Genomic DNA, 18080 nt, shown 5'->3' on the forward strand with positions numbered 1-18080 from the left:
AACGACTCTTTCAATATCTTAAAAATTGAAGAATTTTAAATAACGATGAAACTTAAGTTTTCTATATTTAGTTTTACAGTTGACGGACTCTCACATCAACCTAAGCACAGGTCACTCCTTCCATCACTACAGCTTTATTGGCTTCAGTCGCAACAACAGAAGCAGCAATTGCTTCAACCACCTTACTCAATGACTGCCGTGAAACACTGACAATATCGACAATTTTATTGCCATCTGCACCAACTGCATCGGTAAATGCCATTCGACAACTGAGTTGTCGGTTAGGCAAAACTGCATTTTGTACACCTGTTGGCTGATTTAAGGGTCTGGCTGGATCATCACGTTTAATAATCCAAGCAACTGCCACCTCAATATCCCGATTCATCGCACCCATTAACGAACGTGTGTCGGAGTGTTCAATAATATCAAACCGAGAAAAGTCGGTTGCAATACGGTAAGAGACTTTACCACCCGTCATACCACTGCTGTAACGATCGACAGCACCTAATTTCTGTTGCAAACCCGCAGACAAACCATCACGTAACTCTGCCCCCAACGTGGACGTCCAGCGTTCGTTATCCAATACATTAGATTTACCACTGCTGTCCTGTAAGACTAAGGGGGCCCTGTTTAAACGATCTGGTAATCCCACTGGTAGTACTTCAATCACCCGTACATTTGAACTCACCAACGGTTTAACCGTTGGCGTCAAACTATAGTAGTTTGGTGTAGGCGAACTGGAACAGCCCGTTAAACCCACAATGGCCAGTAACAGACCACAACCTGCTCGACTAGACTGCGGCAAATAGGACAGAAAATGTGAGCTATTTTTTTTATTTAGCATTCTTAACCTCAGGCGTTTTCCCACGAATGAGTGATTCAGGGTGTTGTTCAATATAGTCAGCCATTAACTGTAAAGATGCGGCAGCACGTGTCATTTGCTGTAAAGCACGGCGGACATCCTGTTGCATTGGCGCATCACTGGATAGAATGGTTTCAGTAGAGCGCATGGTTTTACGTACATCATCCAAAGTCGCCTGTAGTCCTGGCGCGACTTTCCCATCCAACTGTTTCACCAATTTATCTGTAGAGCTAATCGCTGAATTCATATTATTGAGGGTTTTACGTACATCCTGTCCAATTTCCACCAATGGGAATTTATTCAGTTTATCCGCAATTTGCGATACTTGTGCTTGTAATCCCTTCAACTCGGTTGGTGTGGTTGGAACCTCAATCACACCATTTGATCTGATGATTAAGTTTGCTGGTTTTGCTTTAGGGAATAGATCAAAAGCGATATAGTTCTGCCCTGTCAGTAGATTTCCGGTACGCATCTGAGCACGCCAGCCTCTTTCGATAAAGCGTTTAAAAATCACACCATCAGGATCAAGTTCTTTGCCATTGGCTAAACGAGATGGATAAATCACCCCCTCAGCCCGCATCCGAATCTGAGTATAATTTGCATCAAACTCCGCATTAATCGACTGAATATTACCAATTTCAATCCCCATAAAGTCTATCGGTGCACCTGCCGACAAGCCACGTAAAGACTGATCAAAATACATAATGATACGGTGTGGATTGCCATCTGGCTCTTTCAATGCTTCAGTACGAGAATCCCATAAATTAAAACGACTTTGATCCGAAGCAACAGCAGCATGTGAATTTTCAGGATAACCGAAAGCAATCCCGCCAGCGATAATACTCACCAGAGACTGGGTATCTAGCTTAAATCCTGATGCACTTAAGCTGACATCGACACCACTGGCCTGCCAGAAACGCGCATCTGTGGTCACGAACTTATCATAAGGTGCTTGAATAAAGGTCTGTAACTCAACACTCTTACCATCTTTGGCCAATTGATAAGCCGTGATTTGCCCCACATTGATCTGACGATAATAAATAGGAGAACCAATATCCAGTGAACCTAAGTTATTGGCTTTGAGGAAAAAGATTTTACCCGGTACATCTGATGAGATGACTGGAGGAACTTCTAAGCCAGTGAACTCATCCTGTTTTTGTTCTGCCTTACCGCCATCAACTTCAATATAAGCACCCGACAATAAGGTATCAATTCCAGAGACACCACTGGCACCAATGCGTGGGCGAACCACCCAGAAGCGTGAGTCTTTTGCAGCAAAATTACTGGCATCCTTACGCAGTTCAATTTTGGCAATGACATGTGAATGATCATCGGCAAGATCAATTTGGCGAACAAGACCGATATCCACTTGTTTAAAACGAACAGTCGTCTTACCTGCAACCAGTCCTTCAGCCGTTCTAAAAGCAACATTAATGGTCGGACCAGTATCTAATACCGCTTTGACTGCCAACGACAGACCTATCAACAAGGCAATAAACGGAATCAGCCAGATCAACGATGGTCGCCAGCGTCCTTTATTTTTCTCAGGTTCAGGCAAAATCTGCTGCGTTTCATCTACAGCATGAGGATCCTGATGATCTGAGCTTTCGTTATTGGTTTTATTTTCAGACATACACACCCATCATTGTTTTATTGACTGGAATTGGATAAATCATGATTCAAGGGAGGATGATCCACGTGAATCACATCTGAGCCTTGCAGGGAAAGCCCGTTCTTGTTGCGCGTATTCTGGGCAGCAGAATAATTATCCCAAATAATACGCGGGTCAAAACTCAGTGAAGCAAACATGGTTAAAACCACGACTGCACCAAAAGCAACCGCGCCCGGCCCAGCGAGAATAGTTGCCAGTGATTGAATCTGAATCAGGGCGGTCAATAAAGCCACCACAAAAACATCAATCATCGACCATCGACCGATAAACTCGACAATCCGATAAAGCATTGAGCAATGCTCAGGTGAAAAATGCAAACGTTTAGAAGACTGCATTTTTACTGCAATCAACAGAAAACACAGAATTAAAAGTTTTAACATGGGAATAAAGATACTGGCCATAAAAATAACAGCAGAAACCAAATAATCCCCATTCTGCCAAAAATAGATCACACCACTCATGATCGTGTCTTGCTGACTGCCTAACAAAGAATCTGTGACGGTCATCGGAAGTACATTGGCTGGAATATATAAAATACTCGCCGCAATCACCAAAGCAAGGGTTCTGTCCAAGCTCTTTGGTTTACGTTGATGCAGCACGCTATGACATTTCAGGCAATGTGAAGCCTGTTTTGCTTCAGCGTCTGGAACCTGTTTATTGAGCGTTCCACAGCAATGACAAAGCACCAAAGACAAATCTTTGGCTCTTGGATATTGCAGCGAATTTTTACTGTCGATATTCGCTGAGTATTTTGAAAAATTAGCCTGAGACTGTTCAGTTTTCATGAGAGTCTCCTGTCGATCTCATCCCAAAGATCTTTGACTTTTACTGAGGCAATATAAACCAGCAACACACTCAGTATGGAGAATCCCCATAATGCAACACCCGGAATCACCACAACCATCCCGACCAGTTTAACCAGGGTGACCAATACCCCGATCAAAAATACTTCAACCATTCCCCATGTTCTAAATAAAAACAGGGTACGAAATGCTGCAACTAAATAACGAGGCCGAACTTTAAAAAAATGAACTGATGAAAGTACATAGAACAGCAGCAATAAATCCAATAGAGGCACCACGAAAGTCGTGATAAGAATCAGCACACCTACGGGCCCTTGCCCTGCATGAAACATTGCCCATGCAGCACCCAGTAATGTCGTCTGGGAATCATTCCCCTGCAATTCCACCTTAACAATCGGAAAACTATTGGCAATCACAAATACGATCAGCGCTGTTGTTACCATTGCCAGTAAAACACTAAATGGTTTGCTTTGCCGATAAAGCTCAGCACCACAACAGAGACAATAAGCACGCTCACCTTGGGTCAGCTGAATTCGATGATAGAGCGTGTCACATTCCTCACAGGCAACCAGTGTTTGCGGTGCAATATCACCATTTTGAATCAATGCTTGCTGATTCAAGGGCACAGAAACTGGCGGAAAGGAGGACGGCTCACGCATAGAACATCAACACCATTTTATAAATTCTTTTTAGACCGAAGCTCATCTTGCTATATTTTACTGAGATGTATACAGATGAGTTGTGATATTTTTTGATGATATCCTGTTGGTTTTATATAAACAATTGATCTGGCGAAATCTAGTCTAACAATTGACCATGCATTTTATCTATACGCAATAGCAAGCGCCTATTTTGACATGATTAAAGACACAGTCGTTGCACCAAAAAATCGATAAAGACACGAGTTTTTGCAGGTAATGTTCCCGTATTCGGATAGAGCAATTGAACATTTTGCACAGGTAAATCAAAATCAGCTAACACCCGAGTTAAACGATTTTGCTGAATATCTTCATCGACCAACCAAGCTGGCGATATCGCAACGCCCAATGAAGCAAGTGTCATCTGATGTATCACTTCTGCCGAATTAGATTCATACTGACTTCTAACAAAAGGCAATGTATGTTTTTCACCTTGATCATTTTGTAAAACATATTGCGCATCCTGCCAATTCAATAAGCGATGACCAATCCAAGGAACATGTGCTAAATCAGCAATGCTATTGATTGGATAACGTTTTAAAAATTCAGGGCTGGCAACCAAATAAATCGGATATTCAGCAATTTTTCGTGTCCGCATCGATGAGTCTTTTAAGTTTCCCAACCGAATGACCAAATCTAATTTTTCAGTGACTAAATCATCTAAAGAAGAATTAAATGAATATTGTAGTTGTAATTGAGGATATTGGCGGCAAAACTCACCCAGCAAAGGTAAAATGAATTTCCGTCCAAATTCATTGGTCGATGAAAAACGTAATATCCCTGTGATACTTGTGGCTAAATTTTGACTGCGCTCAAAAGCTTCTTCGATTTGCAATTGAATGTGTTTGAAATCCTCATAAAAGCTTTTGCCTATTTCAGTCAGTGCGATATTGCGCGTATTACGTATCAGCAAACTCACATTTAAATGCTGTTCTAAATGCTTAATATCAATACTCACCATCGATCGGCTTAACCCCAAAATCTCCGCAGCCTTGGTAAATGATCCTGAATCAACCACTTGCAGAAAACTTATAATCTGTTTTAGGTTTTTTTGCATAATCACACTGATTGTTTGAAATTATTAAACAATGATTTTACTTCGCATGCATCGACAATAAAAGGCCTGAATCGTACCCTCCTGCATCTTGGAGGTCGCTATGTCATATCGCTATAAAATAGCAGCAGTGTTTTTACTTGGGTTCTTTATTGATTGCATCAATATTTTCATGTCAGCAATTGCCTTACCCGATATAGCAACAGCTTTCTCAGTCAGCCCATCGATGGTTGCATGGGTAAGCAATGCTTATATTTTAGGTTTGGTTTTAATCATGCCCATGAGCTTATGGTTAGCAAGCGTATTGGGTGATCGGAAATTGCTGTGTTATTCAATGCTGCTTTTTTCTGTCAGTGTTTGGTTGATTGGCATGAGTGAATCAATCCATAGTTTAATTTTTTGGAGATTTGTTCAGGGTGTGGCTGGCGGATTATTAATCCCTGTCGGTCAAGCATTGGTATTTGCACTGTTTCCAAATCATGAACGGCAACATATCTCCACAATGATCATGGCAATCGCATTAATTGCACCAGCCTTCTCACCAACAATTGGCGGCATAATTATTGATGCTTTATCTTGGCGTTGGGTGTTTTTTGCCAATATCCCCTTTACCATGATCACTGCTTTTTTAGCGTGGCGATGGATCAAAGAAACTCAAGCTAAAACGTCTGGGAAACCTGACTTTTTAGGACTATTAATGGTCAATGTCAGCCTATTGTGTTTGTTACTCTCTTTCTCATTATTTAATGATTACCATAGTGTAGTACTCGCGATCAGTAGCTTTCTGCTTTCCGTCACAATGCTTCTGATTTATCTCAAATACGCGAAAGGATCTGCTCATCCGATTCTTAATTTGCAATTGTTAAAAAATTATAATTTACGCAATGCATTTATCGTTTATTACGCAGTACCTGGTATTTTTACTGGTGTGAATTTACTGAATATCTTTAATTTACAACGTAACCTTGGGTTTAATGCAAAACAGACTGGCTTATTTATGCTGCTCTATGCAGTAGGTGCATTGGTATCGATGACCAGTGGTGGACTTCTCTATCGCCATCTCGGTAAAAAGCAGCTTTTTATAATCGGTATTGCGCTACATAGCTTAGGAATTTCACTGTTGTTCTGGGTCTCAAATGCCAATGATTTAAGCATCTTGATTGTTGCTTATCTACTGATGGGAATGGGGGGTGGTCTAAGTGCCAATACTGCCCAAATCAGTGCCCTCATCGATTTTAACGGCCAAGACTTATTACAAGGCAGTGTGCTGTGGAACATTAATCGACAAGTCGCTTTTAGTTTAGGTACAGTTGCCCTTATTTCAATCTTTAGTCTGTTGCCTGCTGCAAATGACTTAATACGTTATCAGCATACTTTTTTGATTGCAGCTTTGCTCTGCCTCTTATCATTAATTTCCATTTTTAAGGAGAAAACCCATGTCTAATCCTATGGACAATGCATTACAACATGTCATCGATTTACATATTTTGATTGAAAACGTATTTACAGGTCAAAATGCAAAAGAAAGCTTGAATCAACTCTTAGCCAGTTTTGACCCAAATTTTAAAATGATTACGACGCAAGGCAATGTCATTGGTTTACCCGAAATAAATGCCTTGTTTAGTCAAAATGTAGGTAATAAACCTGCGTTAAAAATTAAAATCTTGAATACGCGTGCTTTATTTGAAGCAGACAACCACTGCTGGATTCAATATCAAGAACTTCAACAAAGCCATGAACCTGATACATTACGCATATCGACGGCTTGTATCAAAGTTGAATCAGGTCAATGTTATTGGGTTTATCTACATGAAACATTGGTCAATTTGGCCTCATCGAGTTAAATTGTGTGAAGAGTTTATTTATACAAAAGTCTAAATTGCTATTCATTGTTCTTGCAATTAATAGCAATAGAATCAAAATTAGCTTTATCTTTGTAATTATGATTATGAATTAACTTTAAAAAATAAAAGTCATTTCTTTTTAAAAGCATGGATAGGCTACTAATTAAATACCATAAACTCGTTTTAGGCGTGGTATAAGATCAATAATCTGTCCATTATCATCTGGATTATATTCAGCATATGCTAATGCTATTAATTCCAAAACCGAGGCAAAAACTTCAAATGGCACTTTACCATCAAGTTCATCATAAAAATAAAATTCTGCTGAATCAACCACATGCCCTTCATCCACAACACTATTCATGAGTAAATAAGTTGATGTCTCTTGGAGGCTATAACCTTCACTTCGAATAGCATTTTTAAGGATATCAATAAAAGTATACCCTCCAGTACATGTAACAAAATAGTCCATAAAGAAAGACAATTCAGGGTCTGCTTCTGGATATTTTTGTAAGATATCATTTCGATTGTTTCTTAACCACTCAATCATATACTGCATCATAAAATCTCTGATATGAGTTCTGTTTTAATGATATCCATAGCTTATGGTGTGTCAGGGATAACAGAAAATACACCTGTTATCTTCCCTTTGTTACCATTACTTTATTTTTTGATCAAAGAATCTAAAATACCACCTCTACTTAATGTAGCAATACCACCAATACAATCTAACTCAACAATCATATTACCATTTAAATAATATTTATAATGCGATCTATCCAAGCCTTGAAGATAATATTGCTCATTTTCTAAAAAAAATTTCTCGACATCTTCAATTTTAATATTTTGATGAACTTCTTCAAATTTTTTCCTTGCCCATAATGCATTTAAGAAACAATAAAATAAAAAAGCATTTATACTTTCATATTCCAACAAGTCCTTTTCCATATCATTATAAATAAAAATACTACCTGTTAAACTTTCTATACATAATGTTTCACTAGACCAATCAGCTCCAAAATAAACTGTCCCATCAGGTAAATCACCTGCTAAAGCTTCATTAAAACGGCTATATACATTTTCAAATTTAGCGTAAGTACAATTTAGAAAATACCCTAAGAGTAATTCATCACTATTGCCATACTCAAGAATAAATTCATGATGATCAGGCCGTAAGGCTAAACGATGCTGATGTAAAAAATCATTCAACACCTTTTCGTTTACACCTAAAATAATTTCTGTACAGCTTAATTTTAAAAAATCAAAAAGGTGCTTACTATTTTGCATTCGGATGAATCCCAATAACTTTATTTGGTTTATGGCTAGCTTGATTATATATGTTTTGATTACTTGGTAAATTACAAGTTGGACAAGGACTCTTTTAGTTTCAAAACTTGCCAGTTTTCACCTTTAGTCGCATTTCCATAAATCTGATGAATAAATTAAATCTGTGTTTAAAAAATTCAATAAATCATCCAATATTTTGATAATCCGATCTCAAAACATTAAAAGATAACTCTAATAAATCACAAAGTCATCTGGATGTGTATCTAAATCAAGTAATCGATTTGATTCTCTTAAATATATATTTAATATTTCTTTTGAAACAAAAATCCTTAATTTTGAATCATAATCATGATTTAATATATTAGCTAAAATACCATGCAGGAATACATAAATTTCATTTTCTGAAATTTCATTACCTTTATCTATTATTTCAATACGTAATAAATTTATATTTTGATCCAAAAATTCAGTTAAACAATCCAAAAAACCATCAGGACTTGCACCAAAAAATAATTTATTCTCAGGAAGTATTGAGTTTATATACTTATATTTATCATATATATTAATTGAACAATACGAATAAACTTCATAAATTGTTTTAAGATTATTATCAATCCTTAAAATTAGCTCTTCATTTTTTTTACATTCTTCAGCACAAAAAAAGGCATATAATTTTGGACTACTCATTTTCAATTTCCTCCACGTAATTCCGTATGATTTATTAGTTTATGATATTGGTCTGCTCATATCTGGTCTAATATCATCATAATGATTCAGTGAGTACCACACACTCAATTAAAAAATTATATTGATTAAATAAAAATCTAAGACCTTCTCATTTTCAACATTTTCTCCCAAGCCACACCGCACCAAATATCTGGTTTAATTTTAATATAATTTCCACCATAATATTCATATAAGCGTTCTAAGTCACTTAGTGTTAAAAAATCGACTATTGATTCTAAAAAGAACAATGGATTTTGATTTTTTTTCGACCTCATATAGCTCAAAATTATTCTAAATGCTTTATCAACACACCAATTAATATCATGAATATAAAACTGACGTTTATAAAAATTTTCTTCTACACTTTTAATTAACTTAACAAAATTTTTATCAGCATCCATATAAAAATCACTATCAACACTTAGATTAGTAAAAAAAATTTCCAAAGTTTCAACACTTTCTTCACCATTTTCATCAATATATGTTTCACCATGTATATATATGTCAATTTCACTCTGAATATTTACAATCTCAGCATTAGAAATAAAATCTGCTAAATCTAATACCATACCATTCTCAGTAACAATTTTATTAAGATTTAAAATCTCTAAATAAAAATCATATTGATTATTTTTTTGTTCTTCAACAATCCAAGCAGAATGTCCCATATTATTTACCTTTCAGTATATACTCAATTCAATATCCAAGATTTCCAAATCTCATCATAAATTTTCAATATTCAGGTCCTATTTTTAAGTTATTTTTACTTAAGAATAACTAAATTCCATCTTGATCCCCCCTGTATTATCAAGGCATTTCATAATAAATTCATTACCTCATATTTATTAACCATTCCCAAATACAACATCAGTCAAACAATTTAATATTCCACCCTTATATAAATTATAACTTCCTGTTTCTGCATTAAATTCAATTAATACACCACAATAGTAGTAATAATTAACACCCTTACATTTAATTTTTTTTATTTTAAAAGCTTCATTATCTAATTTAAATTGTTCAATATTTTCAACAACAATATCTTTTTTAACAATTTCAAAAAAGTGATCCTTATCATTAAGCCAAAAAAAACAATAAATTAGAAAACTATCAATATTCTCATAATATGCTGGTGCTTCTTTTTCTTGGAAGCCATAAACATAAATTTCTCCTGTATTATTTTCAATACATAAAAATTCATCATTAAAATCATGGCCAAAATAAATTGTTCCAGACGGAACCTTTTCTTCATCATGAATTTCTTCAAATGGAGGTTGAGCTAAATAATATTGTTCAAATCTATCAAACGTACAATCAGCAAACATACTAGTTATTAATGAAGTAGTATTACCATATAAAACAAAAAAGCTTCTATGCTCTGACCTTAATTGAATGTTATTTTCTTTAATTAAGTGATCCACTCTCTCACTACATACCCCAACAACTTCTGGATAATTATTCATTAATACTTCAACAAGTTTTTCTTTACTAATCAATTTATTTCCTCAAGAAAACTATTTATTAAATTAAGTAAATCCGAACTTTGGCATTTAGAAAAAACCAACTTATTTTCAATATTATCTTTATATTCAAAAAAATGATCTTCATATAAAAACCATGTGAAATAAATTGTATCATTATTCCTTGCAGCCCTCTTACAAAAATCATCAAATGTTTCTTCTAGTACAATCCTGTAATAATCAGAAATTACCCCTTCAGAGTAAAAAAACATTTATAGTTTTCATCATTAATAAACTCACTGTAATAATAACTATCCGTCAATAATTTTCTCAAAGAATTAATAAAACTAGTAACATAAGTTGGTGAATCTAAAGTACCCAAGTATTCTCCACCAACACATAATCTCAATGGTATTAATTTCGATTTTTTAAACTCTTCATCAAATTCTAAAAAAATTTGATTGTTTCCAATTTTTTTCATTTCCAACCAGCTATCTCGATAAGTAAAATAACACTCCAAAATTAAAATTATTTTTATTTCCATATTAAGTTAAATAAAAAATCTGTTACATGAATAACAGCTCTTTTATTTAATAAATACCCACTAATCATGCAGTAGTTTTAAAAACTCATCAAAAGTATCTGCCACCTTGACAACTCTCATTTTAGATCTAAAATTTTCTTCTATAAAATCATCATGATACATAATTACCACTAGTGGATCATCAGTCGTAGGGTTTTGGCGATAATCAAAGGCTATATAATCACCTCGCCCATTAACACCAAATACAATTACTTTATCATACCCTAAACCATCATTATCTTGAAATTTATAAATATTATCAGCACCAATTTCATTTCCATATGCACAAAAACCTATACTGGACTCACCAATATCTCCATTGGAATCTATATAATCAAAACAATTCTCTACGAACTGGACGCCATTATGTTTTTGAATTAATTCTATATATTTTTTAGGTAAAGTTAATCCATAGTTTTTCATAAAATCTAAAAGAAGACATTCACTAACAGTTCCAAAATCATACATTACAGTTAAATTTTTCATTTATTTTCCGCCACTCAAACTTGCTTCACCAATATGTCTAACTGCATCATGTATCTCTCTTGGTAACAATTGAAAGTTATTTGGTTTTGACTGAGCATTATGATGTTATTTTTGTATACAGTCACTGAACCATTCAATAAACCTGTCACTTGGTCTCGGGTGATTTCTTGAGTATTATTGATATCACGGTTACTGGTCGTTGTCGTGTTGGTTACACTACCTTGACCCATCGTCGCTTTAGCTAACTGCTCTTTTTCATTACCTGTACTTTGTAAGCCAACCGTTGTACTACCACTTGGATGGAATGAACTCTCCTTACTCTCTCCTTTGATAGATTTACCCACACTGGTTGATACATTGAAACCACGGTTATTTTCTGAGCTATGGTCTTGAATATCTTTAAGCTCAATTGCTCCTGTATAATTCAGTTTGCCATGATCTGTTAAAGTTCCATCAGAAAAGTGTTTAGCGGAGCGGAGACTGCTCCGCCACTTCGCAAGACGGAGCTTTAGCGACGTAACTTGGATTGGTAATCACAACATCAATATTAGCAACTCCAAAAATTCATATAAAAGAATTTTCAGAGTTACTTTAACACCGTTTTACCCTCTAATTTAATTTGCTTTTATATATTAAAAACAATTCATCTCCGCAATAATGTTTTTTCCAAAATTCGAGAATAAAAATTCATTTCATTCAAAATCAATATCTATTCTATCAACCACCCACTTCACTTTTCTATTATCTAAATACCCATAATCACTTAGTAAAATTTCATCAAATATTAATAAATCATCAACATGTATAACCCCATTAATTAATACTCCTACAATGTTATAACCCAAAGTATTTCCAATTTTTTTAAATCCAACTTCCTCATTGGTTTCAATAACTTGATAATCATCAAATACTTTAGGTTCTAAATCAACCATATAATGATGTGTTTTATCTAAAGGAAATGGCAAATTCAGTGTTAATACTTCGAGTACCACTCCACTCAAATTTATTTTCAAAACATTTTCAACAAATTCATCTACACTTAATATTTCTATCTGATATTTCATTTTACGACCTTTATGCTTTTATCTTGAGCATTACCATTAATTGTTTTCCAAAAATCCTTACCACTTTGAGTATGAAGAGTTGTTATCTGCCCTTGAGCATTTGTACCAACCAAAGCAAATTTTGCTTTACCTTTTGAATCATTACCAATATAAGCTACATATCCTGTGCTAATTTGACCATTATAATTGTACTCAACTTTTTCACCATTTTTGATAATTTCTCTACTTAAGTTTAAATACTCTTGTTCATTCGTAACTCCTAGCTTTTTGAACTCTCCTCCATGTTTTTTAAAATGTTCTGTTAATTTTTGAGAATTAGCAAAATTACTAGGTTGTAATTGGTTTGTATTTGAATAATTTTTTACCGAATTTTTTGGGCCATTTGCGTTTTCAGTAACAGACATTCCCCAATGCGGTGAAATAGTAATATCACTTTTCCCTAAAGGCGTATCATTAAATCCACCTGTTTTTATTGCTACACCTGAACCAACAACTGTACCAATCAAAGCTCCACCTATTGCCAAGTTATCTGCTGTCTTATCGTCCACTCCCAATAGACGAGTCAATGAACCTAAAGCACTCAATGGACTGATTGCAGAACCAATAAATTAAAGTTTCTGCTTTAAATAGCAGAAACTTTAATTGCTTGATTCATTTCATAATAATGAGAAAACTTATAAAAATTTAACTTATATAATCTACTATGGTTAAAATATTTATTTATATTCATAACATGAAATACTTTCTATAACTACACCATGCAAATTAAATGCACAAACAATCTTTTTTAAATACCAATCAAAATCGGTTACAGTTGATTCACTTATTAACCTATTATTTGATATATTAAAAATTAATGAATTATTTTTTTCAAATATTAACTCACCTCCTCTACTAGAATCAGACCATGTCATACCAATTCCAATAACTTCACTTAACTCTTGTTTATTTTTTAAAATTGCCAATAAATCTTCATTGTTTAAATTATCCCAAACCCAATCCCATTCATCATTATCACCAATTGGGAGATAAGTTTGATGCCCATTATCATTGAATGTCCATCCTGCATTTAATAATAGAATTACTATATCTATCGGCTTTTTATCTAAAAACTGTATTTCAATGCTTGCACTAACAGACATTTTCTACTCCAAAATTATTGATGTTCATAAAAAGGGATTCCTTTTTCTGTTAACCATTGTTTAACATTCTGAGGAATCGGTGTATTTGAATGAAGCTCATATGTTGCCCCATTACTTTCTGCAATTTTTTCCTTGCCCCCATATCAGATTTAAACTTACTCAATTTTGAAGGTGTTTACGTTTGATCTTTCCAATAATTTCCAGATTTGGCTTCATACCATCTATTAGTATTACCAATACTTCCATCAAATTCCCGACCACCTTTACTAAAGCTTACAGAGCCTCCGTATTGGCTTTTCAACCATTTTTCAAAATCTGTACCAACTAGTCCTGAAGCTATCTCTCTCTTTCCACTAGGTTTATTACTCAATAACTCATCATCTCGATGAAAATTATTTTCAATTTTTGCAGCAGCCTTTTCTGCTTTCTCAGCAGTTTTAGCACTAATTTTCTCAGCAATTTCGGCTCCTACTTTCGCACCTGTTTTAACAGCTCCTACTCCTCCAAGCATAAAGCTGCCCATTTCTACTTTTAATTCTAATTCTGCTTTACCAGCAGCTTCAAATTCAGCAGGTGTTTTAGCATTATATTTCGCCGCTAGTACTTTTTTTACTTTATCCTGATATTCCGCTGGCATGTCTTTCAGTGCTTGAAGCATCGCTGCTCCAAATGCTTTTGGATCATCTTTTATCAAAATCAGTGCTTCACGTACATTTTTTGGTAAATTTTTAGCATCTGCTATCATTTGATCTACTGCTTTATCATAACCTCGCTGATAAGCTAAACTTTGAATTCCATCTAATGTTTTATAGTCTGTATATTTTGAACTTGCACAATCTAATGAGAAGTTCTTAGCACATCCAGCTAAAGCAATAATTAAATCTTTATCTTGATTAAGGGTTGTTTTTTCATCGATTACATCTGAATGATCAGCAATACTATCAATAACTTTATGATTGTCATTTGTTAAAATTTCATTATTTTTTAATTGAGTAGATGCATCTTTGCCATCACCCAGTTGGCCTTTAAATTGATCAATCGTGTCTTGATTATTCTTAACACCTGAATTGAATGCCCAATCTACCGATTTTCCAACCAAATCTGCTGAAGTCTCATTTTTAATCCCTTGACCATGCGCTATTTCATGTCCAGTTGTATTTAAGATTGATGATCTATTTTCATTATTAACATCTAAAACAACTGTATCTGTTTGATGATCATAAGCACCTTTGATATTTAAGAATGAGGTAATTGAAGTTGTGAGAACATTCACATCTTGACCTAAAGCTTGTGCCAATAGCTGGATACTTCCTTTTGTTGCTAATAGCCCATCATAATCACCGTTTTTAAACTGCTCTAAAACAGTTGCTGCCTCTGGATGCTTTTGTACGAAATCAAAAGTTCTCGCTGGATTCATCACGGTATCATAAGCTTGTTTGAGATTTTGATCCCCACTTGCTAAAGAAGCCGTCGCAACACCTAAGCTTGTGACACCTGCTGCAGTCATTTTTCCTATGATTTCAGCATTCTGTGGTAAATCTTTCTGCTGTTGAATAATCTGAGCACGTCCACTCTCTGTTAGTAAACGATTGTCTACAGTAACCGAACCATTCAATAAACCTGTAACTTGGTCTCGGGTGATTTCTTGAGTATTGTTGATATCACGGTTACTGGTCGTTGTCGTGTTGATACCTTCATCAAGCACTTTTGATATTTGCTATTGTACTATGTACTTACTCCTCTACCAGAGGATATATTATTTATTAAGTATATCCTTAAATATAATTAACTCTTTTTAAATCTATAGTTTTAGCTGGAACAACATTTTTAACAGGTTTACCATCCAATGTTCCCATAAAACCACACTGCCTACATTCAAAAACTATTTGATCATCATCAATTTTTTTCCAAGCTAGTAAACCAAAATTACTACAATTAGGGCATTCTTCATCCATTTCAAAGAAATATAATTTATCTAATATTTCACTCAAAATACGGGCAATACTTTCTGTATCTTGAAAACCATATCGATTTAAAACTTTTTTAATATGAATAAATTCTTCATCGTGTAATGCAGAATACTCAACAGGATAATCTTCCTCACTCAATTGGATTTTCTTTATTAAATGATAATCACTAAAGGGTGGATAATTAAAAACTTCATGATATTTACTTATCCATGATTTAAAAACTTTTAAAATTTTTTGTGAATCAGTATTTAGTGGTAATAAATCCAACTCTATAAGTAACTCATTAAATATTCTTTGTGTAAATTTCAACATAACCTTTAATTTCCTTTAACAGGGTAAGTAGTGATCAAATTACCCTTTGAATCTGTAAAAACCTTTATAAATGTTGTTGGTTGTCCACCTTCTTTGAGACTTGTAGTACCAATAATTTTACCAGTATCAACAGTTCTGGTATATTGACCACCAGGAATTTCTACGACTGGGGATGATACAACTTTCTTATCTTGTAACAAGACCTTCAATTCATCTGGTTTGATCGAAAAAACAGATCTGTTTTTTGCAATTGGTACATCAAAATGACCATCTATAACATGATTAAATCCAGCCGAAACAGGTTCCCCAGTCGACCTTAATGGAGTAGAAGCAGTTCTTCCATTTGCTACATTAATTCTAGAAGCCACAGATCCTGCAATACCAGTTTCAACAGCAGTTACAGTTTTCTCTGTAGCTAATGTTTTTGATACACCCAAACCAACTCCTGTAGCTTGCAATACAGCACCCGCACCTAATAATACCCTCTCAGTATTAGTTGGTGTTTCACCTGTTATTGGATATGGTTTACCAGCTGCATGATAAATTTGACATACAAATGAACTAACTCCAACTGAACTACAACCTGCCATATAAGCTTCTTGACCTAAAGCTTTTAATTTCTCTACATTCATTTCTTCATTTTTATTATATGATTCAACTTGCTGTTTGTTCGCTGGTTGCAATATGTACTCACCATTACTTGCGATTTTATTAGTTACAACACAAACTGATGAGCTAGATACAACACAATGTACTAAATCATTAGGTTTATAACTAGTAACAATTTTTTTACCTCCACCAAATGCGGCATCTTCTGAAAAATAATCAGTTTCAGATTTTGCAATCGTTCTACCTTTTTCAACTAGTTTTACTATTTGTTTTGCTAAATTGGTACAATCTATTGATTGCTTATTAGCACATTGATTCTCATATTTTCCTTTTAATATTGCATAATTAGTTTTCTCACTTAAGGACAAATGATTTTCAAATTGATCACCACCTGTAATCTGTTCTAAGTGTTTCTGTTCATTGGCTTTTAATAAATCCAGTTGTGCCTGAGCATCATTAACACCCGCAACTTCAACTTTTGGAATATTCTGAATCTGGGTTTTAGCAATATCAATATTTGATGAGTTTACCCAACTATTGACATTAATGCGGCTTCTCCCATCCAACCTAAAGCATTCGCTGACTTTTCACCGAAACCTGCCTGATGTGCATCTTCATGTGTCACCAGATTTACACTATTTTTCTGAGCGTCCTTATCAAGATAAATATCTGTTTTATTGGTGATATTCGTCGTTGCATCCGCTTTTAAATAATTTTCATTGAATAAACCTTCTACCAAACTAACATCTGTATTTTTTATAGATGTTCCTTTGGTCAACTGATCATTATATTCATTGATCAGTTTTTGATTATCCACAATATTATTGGATATTCCATCTTGAATGAGCTGTAAGTTAGCAGCCATTTCAGCATCATACGCAACATTTGCATTATTTTTAGTTAATGTTGTTGCATCTTGTACTGAACCTTTTTCATCCAACAACCCAACAATACCAGAGCCTAAAATTAATCCGCCTGTTGCAGTCGAACCGGCAATAATTTTACTGTTCTGCGGTAAATCCTTCTGCTCTTGAATAATCTGAGCACAGATCTAATATAGTAAAATATTAAATTTCAGGCCAATCAATTGGATATATAACATTTTTAGGTTCTAAAACTATCGAAGAATCCAAATTCATAATCTCATTTCCAATTTCATTTATTCCATTAAAATATTTTTCCTTATTAAAAATAAATCTATAATTAATACTTCCAACCTCTAAATCCCAGATAATATCATTCGTTAGATGTTTTACTTCTACACCATCCCAGCACCCTTCATCAGCATATCCATTTAAAGCAGTAAAAATTAAAAATCTTCCATCTTTCTTTGTACTTTCAAATAACTCTTTATAAACAATTAATGCATCGTCAAAACCCTTATACTTAAATATATTTTCATAATCAATCTCAATATTCACTATTGCTGAATTTGAAAAAAACAAACCATTCCTTTGATAAACATTATCATCAATATATTGCTCTAGTTTACATTCAAAATCATTCAT

The 18080-nt window shown here is 34.3% G+C and carries 20 protein-coding genes and 3 pseudogenes; 2 read left to right on the forward strand and 21 right to left on the reverse strand.

Features of this window, described 5'->3' with window-relative positions:
* Positions 1 to 100: 100 nt before the first annotated feature.
* The 5 genes from AC07U8_RS16360 to AC07U8_RS16380 all read right to left on the reverse strand — a co-directional run bounded on the left by AC07U8_RS16360 (position 101) and on the right by AC07U8_RS16380 (position 5092).
* The gene (locus tag AC07U8_RS16360) at positions 101 to 844 is read right to left on the reverse strand and encodes a PqiC family protein (RefSeq protein WP_494738286.1); all 744 of its coding nucleotides are present in this window, start codon (positions 842 to 844) and stop codon (positions 101 to 103) included.
* Positions 834 to 2501, reverse strand: a complete 1668-nt coding sequence (locus AC07U8_RS16365; RefSeq protein WP_167468956.1) for a PqiB family protein — start codon at positions 2499 to 2501, stop codon at positions 834 to 836. The genes AC07U8_RS16360 and AC07U8_RS16365 overlap by 11 nt, the downstream gene beginning before the upstream one ends.
* Positions 2502 to 2512: 11 nt before the next feature.
* A complete protein-coding gene (locus AC07U8_RS16370; RefSeq protein WP_494738287.1) occupies positions 2513 to 3319 on the reverse strand; it encodes a paraquat-inducible protein A in 807 nt (268 codons plus the stop codon).
* On the reverse strand, positions 3316 to 3996 hold the full coding sequence (locus tag AC07U8_RS16375) for a paraquat-inducible protein A (RefSeq protein WP_081409333.1): 681 nt from the start codon (positions 3994 to 3996) through the stop codon (positions 3316 to 3318). Before AC07U8_RS16375 ends, AC07U8_RS16370 begins: the two co-directional genes overlap by 4 nt.
* 202 nt (positions 3997 to 4198) lie before the next feature.
* A complete protein-coding gene (locus AC07U8_RS16380; protein WP_494738288.1) occupies positions 4199 to 5092 on the reverse strand; it encodes a LysR family transcriptional regulator in 894 nt (297 codons plus the stop codon).
* Between the two features lie 100 nt (positions 5093 to 5192).
* On the opposite strand from AC07U8_RS16380, the gene AC07U8_RS16385 reads away from it, so the two are divergent.
* Both AC07U8_RS16385 and AC07U8_RS16390 read left to right on the forward strand, forming a co-directional pair.
* Positions 5193 to 6533: an MFS transporter gene (locus AC07U8_RS16385; RefSeq protein ID WP_494738289.1), complete on the forward strand. Its 1341-nt coding sequence runs from the start codon at positions 5193 to 5195 to the stop codon at positions 6531 to 6533.
* Complete coding sequence (locus AC07U8_RS16390) at positions 6526 to 6933, forward strand: hypothetical protein (RefSeq protein WP_419300951.1); 408 nt, start codon at positions 6526 to 6528, stop codon at positions 6931 to 6933. The genes AC07U8_RS16385 and AC07U8_RS16390 overlap by 8 nt, the downstream gene beginning before the upstream one ends.
* A 163-nt stretch (positions 6934 to 7096) precedes the next feature.
* On the opposite strand, the gene AC07U8_RS16395 is transcribed toward AC07U8_RS16390, so the two are convergent.
* The 16 genes and pseudogenes from AC07U8_RS16395 to AC07U8_RS16470 form a co-directional block, all read right to left on the reverse strand.
* Positions 7097 to 7495 carry a hypothetical protein gene (locus tag AC07U8_RS16395; protein ID WP_494738290.1) on the reverse strand — a complete coding sequence of 133 codons (399 nt, stop codon included), beginning with the start codon at positions 7493 to 7495 and terminating at the stop codon, positions 7097 to 7099.
* 101 nt (positions 7496 to 7596) lie between these two features.
* Entirely contained in the window at positions 7597 to 8220 is a 624-nt protein-coding gene (locus tag AC07U8_RS16400) for a hypothetical protein (protein ID WP_494738291.1), read from the reverse strand.
* A gap of 231 nt (positions 8221 to 8451) precedes the next feature.
* Positions 8452 to 8907: a hypothetical protein gene (locus tag AC07U8_RS16405; protein ID WP_494738292.1), complete on the reverse strand. Its 456-nt coding sequence runs from the start codon at positions 8905 to 8907 to the stop codon at positions 8452 to 8454.
* Positions 8908 to 9044: 137 nt separating this feature from the next.
* On the reverse strand, positions 9045 to 9614 hold the full coding sequence (locus AC07U8_RS16410) for a thioesterase (RefSeq protein WP_494738293.1): 570 nt from the start codon (positions 9612 to 9614) through the stop codon (positions 9045 to 9047).
* 177 nt (positions 9615 to 9791) lie between these two features.
* Positions 9792 to 10442 carry a hypothetical protein gene (locus tag AC07U8_RS16415; RefSeq protein WP_494738294.1) on the reverse strand — a complete coding sequence of 217 codons (651 nt, stop codon included), beginning with the start codon at positions 10440 to 10442 and terminating at the stop codon, positions 9792 to 9794.
* Positions 10443 to 10653: 211 nt separating this feature from the next.
* The gene (locus AC07U8_RS16420) at positions 10654 to 10887 is read right to left on the reverse strand and encodes a hypothetical protein (protein WP_494738295.1); all 234 of its coding nucleotides are present in this window, start codon (positions 10885 to 10887) and stop codon (positions 10654 to 10656) included.
* A gap of 123 nt (positions 10888 to 11010) precedes the next feature.
* Positions 11011 to 11475, reverse strand: a complete 465-nt coding sequence (locus AC07U8_RS16425; protein WP_494738296.1) for an SMI1/KNR4 family protein — start codon at positions 11473 to 11475, stop codon at positions 11011 to 11013.
* Positions 11476 to 11591: 116 nt separating this feature from the next.
* Positions 11592 to 11819, reverse strand: a pseudogene (locus tag AC07U8_RS16430) (hypothetical protein); the annotation flags it as partial.
* A 348-nt stretch (positions 11820 to 12167) separates the two neighbouring features.
* The gene (locus tag AC07U8_RS16435) at positions 12168 to 12539 is read right to left on the reverse strand and encodes a UCP019853 family protein (RefSeq protein WP_494738297.1); all 372 of its coding nucleotides are present in this window, start codon (positions 12537 to 12539) and stop codon (positions 12168 to 12170) included.
* Complete coding sequence (locus tag AC07U8_RS16440) at positions 12536 to 13123, reverse strand: hypothetical protein (RefSeq protein ID WP_494738298.1); 588 nt, start codon at positions 13121 to 13123, stop codon at positions 12536 to 12538. The genes AC07U8_RS16435 and AC07U8_RS16440 overlap by 4 nt, the downstream gene beginning before the upstream one ends.
* A 132-nt stretch (positions 13124 to 13255) precedes the next feature.
* Positions 13256 to 13681: a hypothetical protein gene (locus tag AC07U8_RS16445; RefSeq protein WP_419280295.1), complete on the reverse strand. Its 426-nt coding sequence runs from the start codon at positions 13679 to 13681 to the stop codon at positions 13256 to 13258.
* 1525 nt (positions 13682 to 15206) lie between these two features.
* Positions 15207 to 15368, reverse strand: a pseudogene (locus AC07U8_RS16450) (phosphoglycerate kinase); the annotation flags it as partial.
* Between the two features lie 88 nt (positions 15369 to 15456).
* Positions 15457 to 15963, reverse strand: a complete 507-nt coding sequence (locus AC07U8_RS16455) for a hypothetical protein (protein WP_315078455.1) — start codon at positions 15961 to 15963, stop codon at positions 15457 to 15459.
* 5 nt (positions 15964 to 15968) lie between these two features.
* A pseudogene (locus tag AC07U8_RS16460) lies at positions 15969 to 16331 on the reverse strand (hypothetical protein); the annotation flags it as partial.
* 767 nt (positions 16332 to 17098) lie between these two features.
* Positions 17099 to 17515: a hypothetical protein gene (locus AC07U8_RS16465; RefSeq protein WP_151803440.1), complete on the reverse strand. Its 417-nt coding sequence runs from the start codon at positions 17513 to 17515 to the stop codon at positions 17099 to 17101.
* Positions 17516 to 17639: 124 nt separating this feature from the next.
* A complete protein-coding gene (locus tag AC07U8_RS16470; RefSeq protein WP_151803441.1) occupies positions 17640 to 18080 on the reverse strand; it encodes a hypothetical protein in 441 nt (146 codons plus the stop codon).

The organism is Acinetobacter sp. GW821-FHT01E09, from assembly GCF_059422385.1.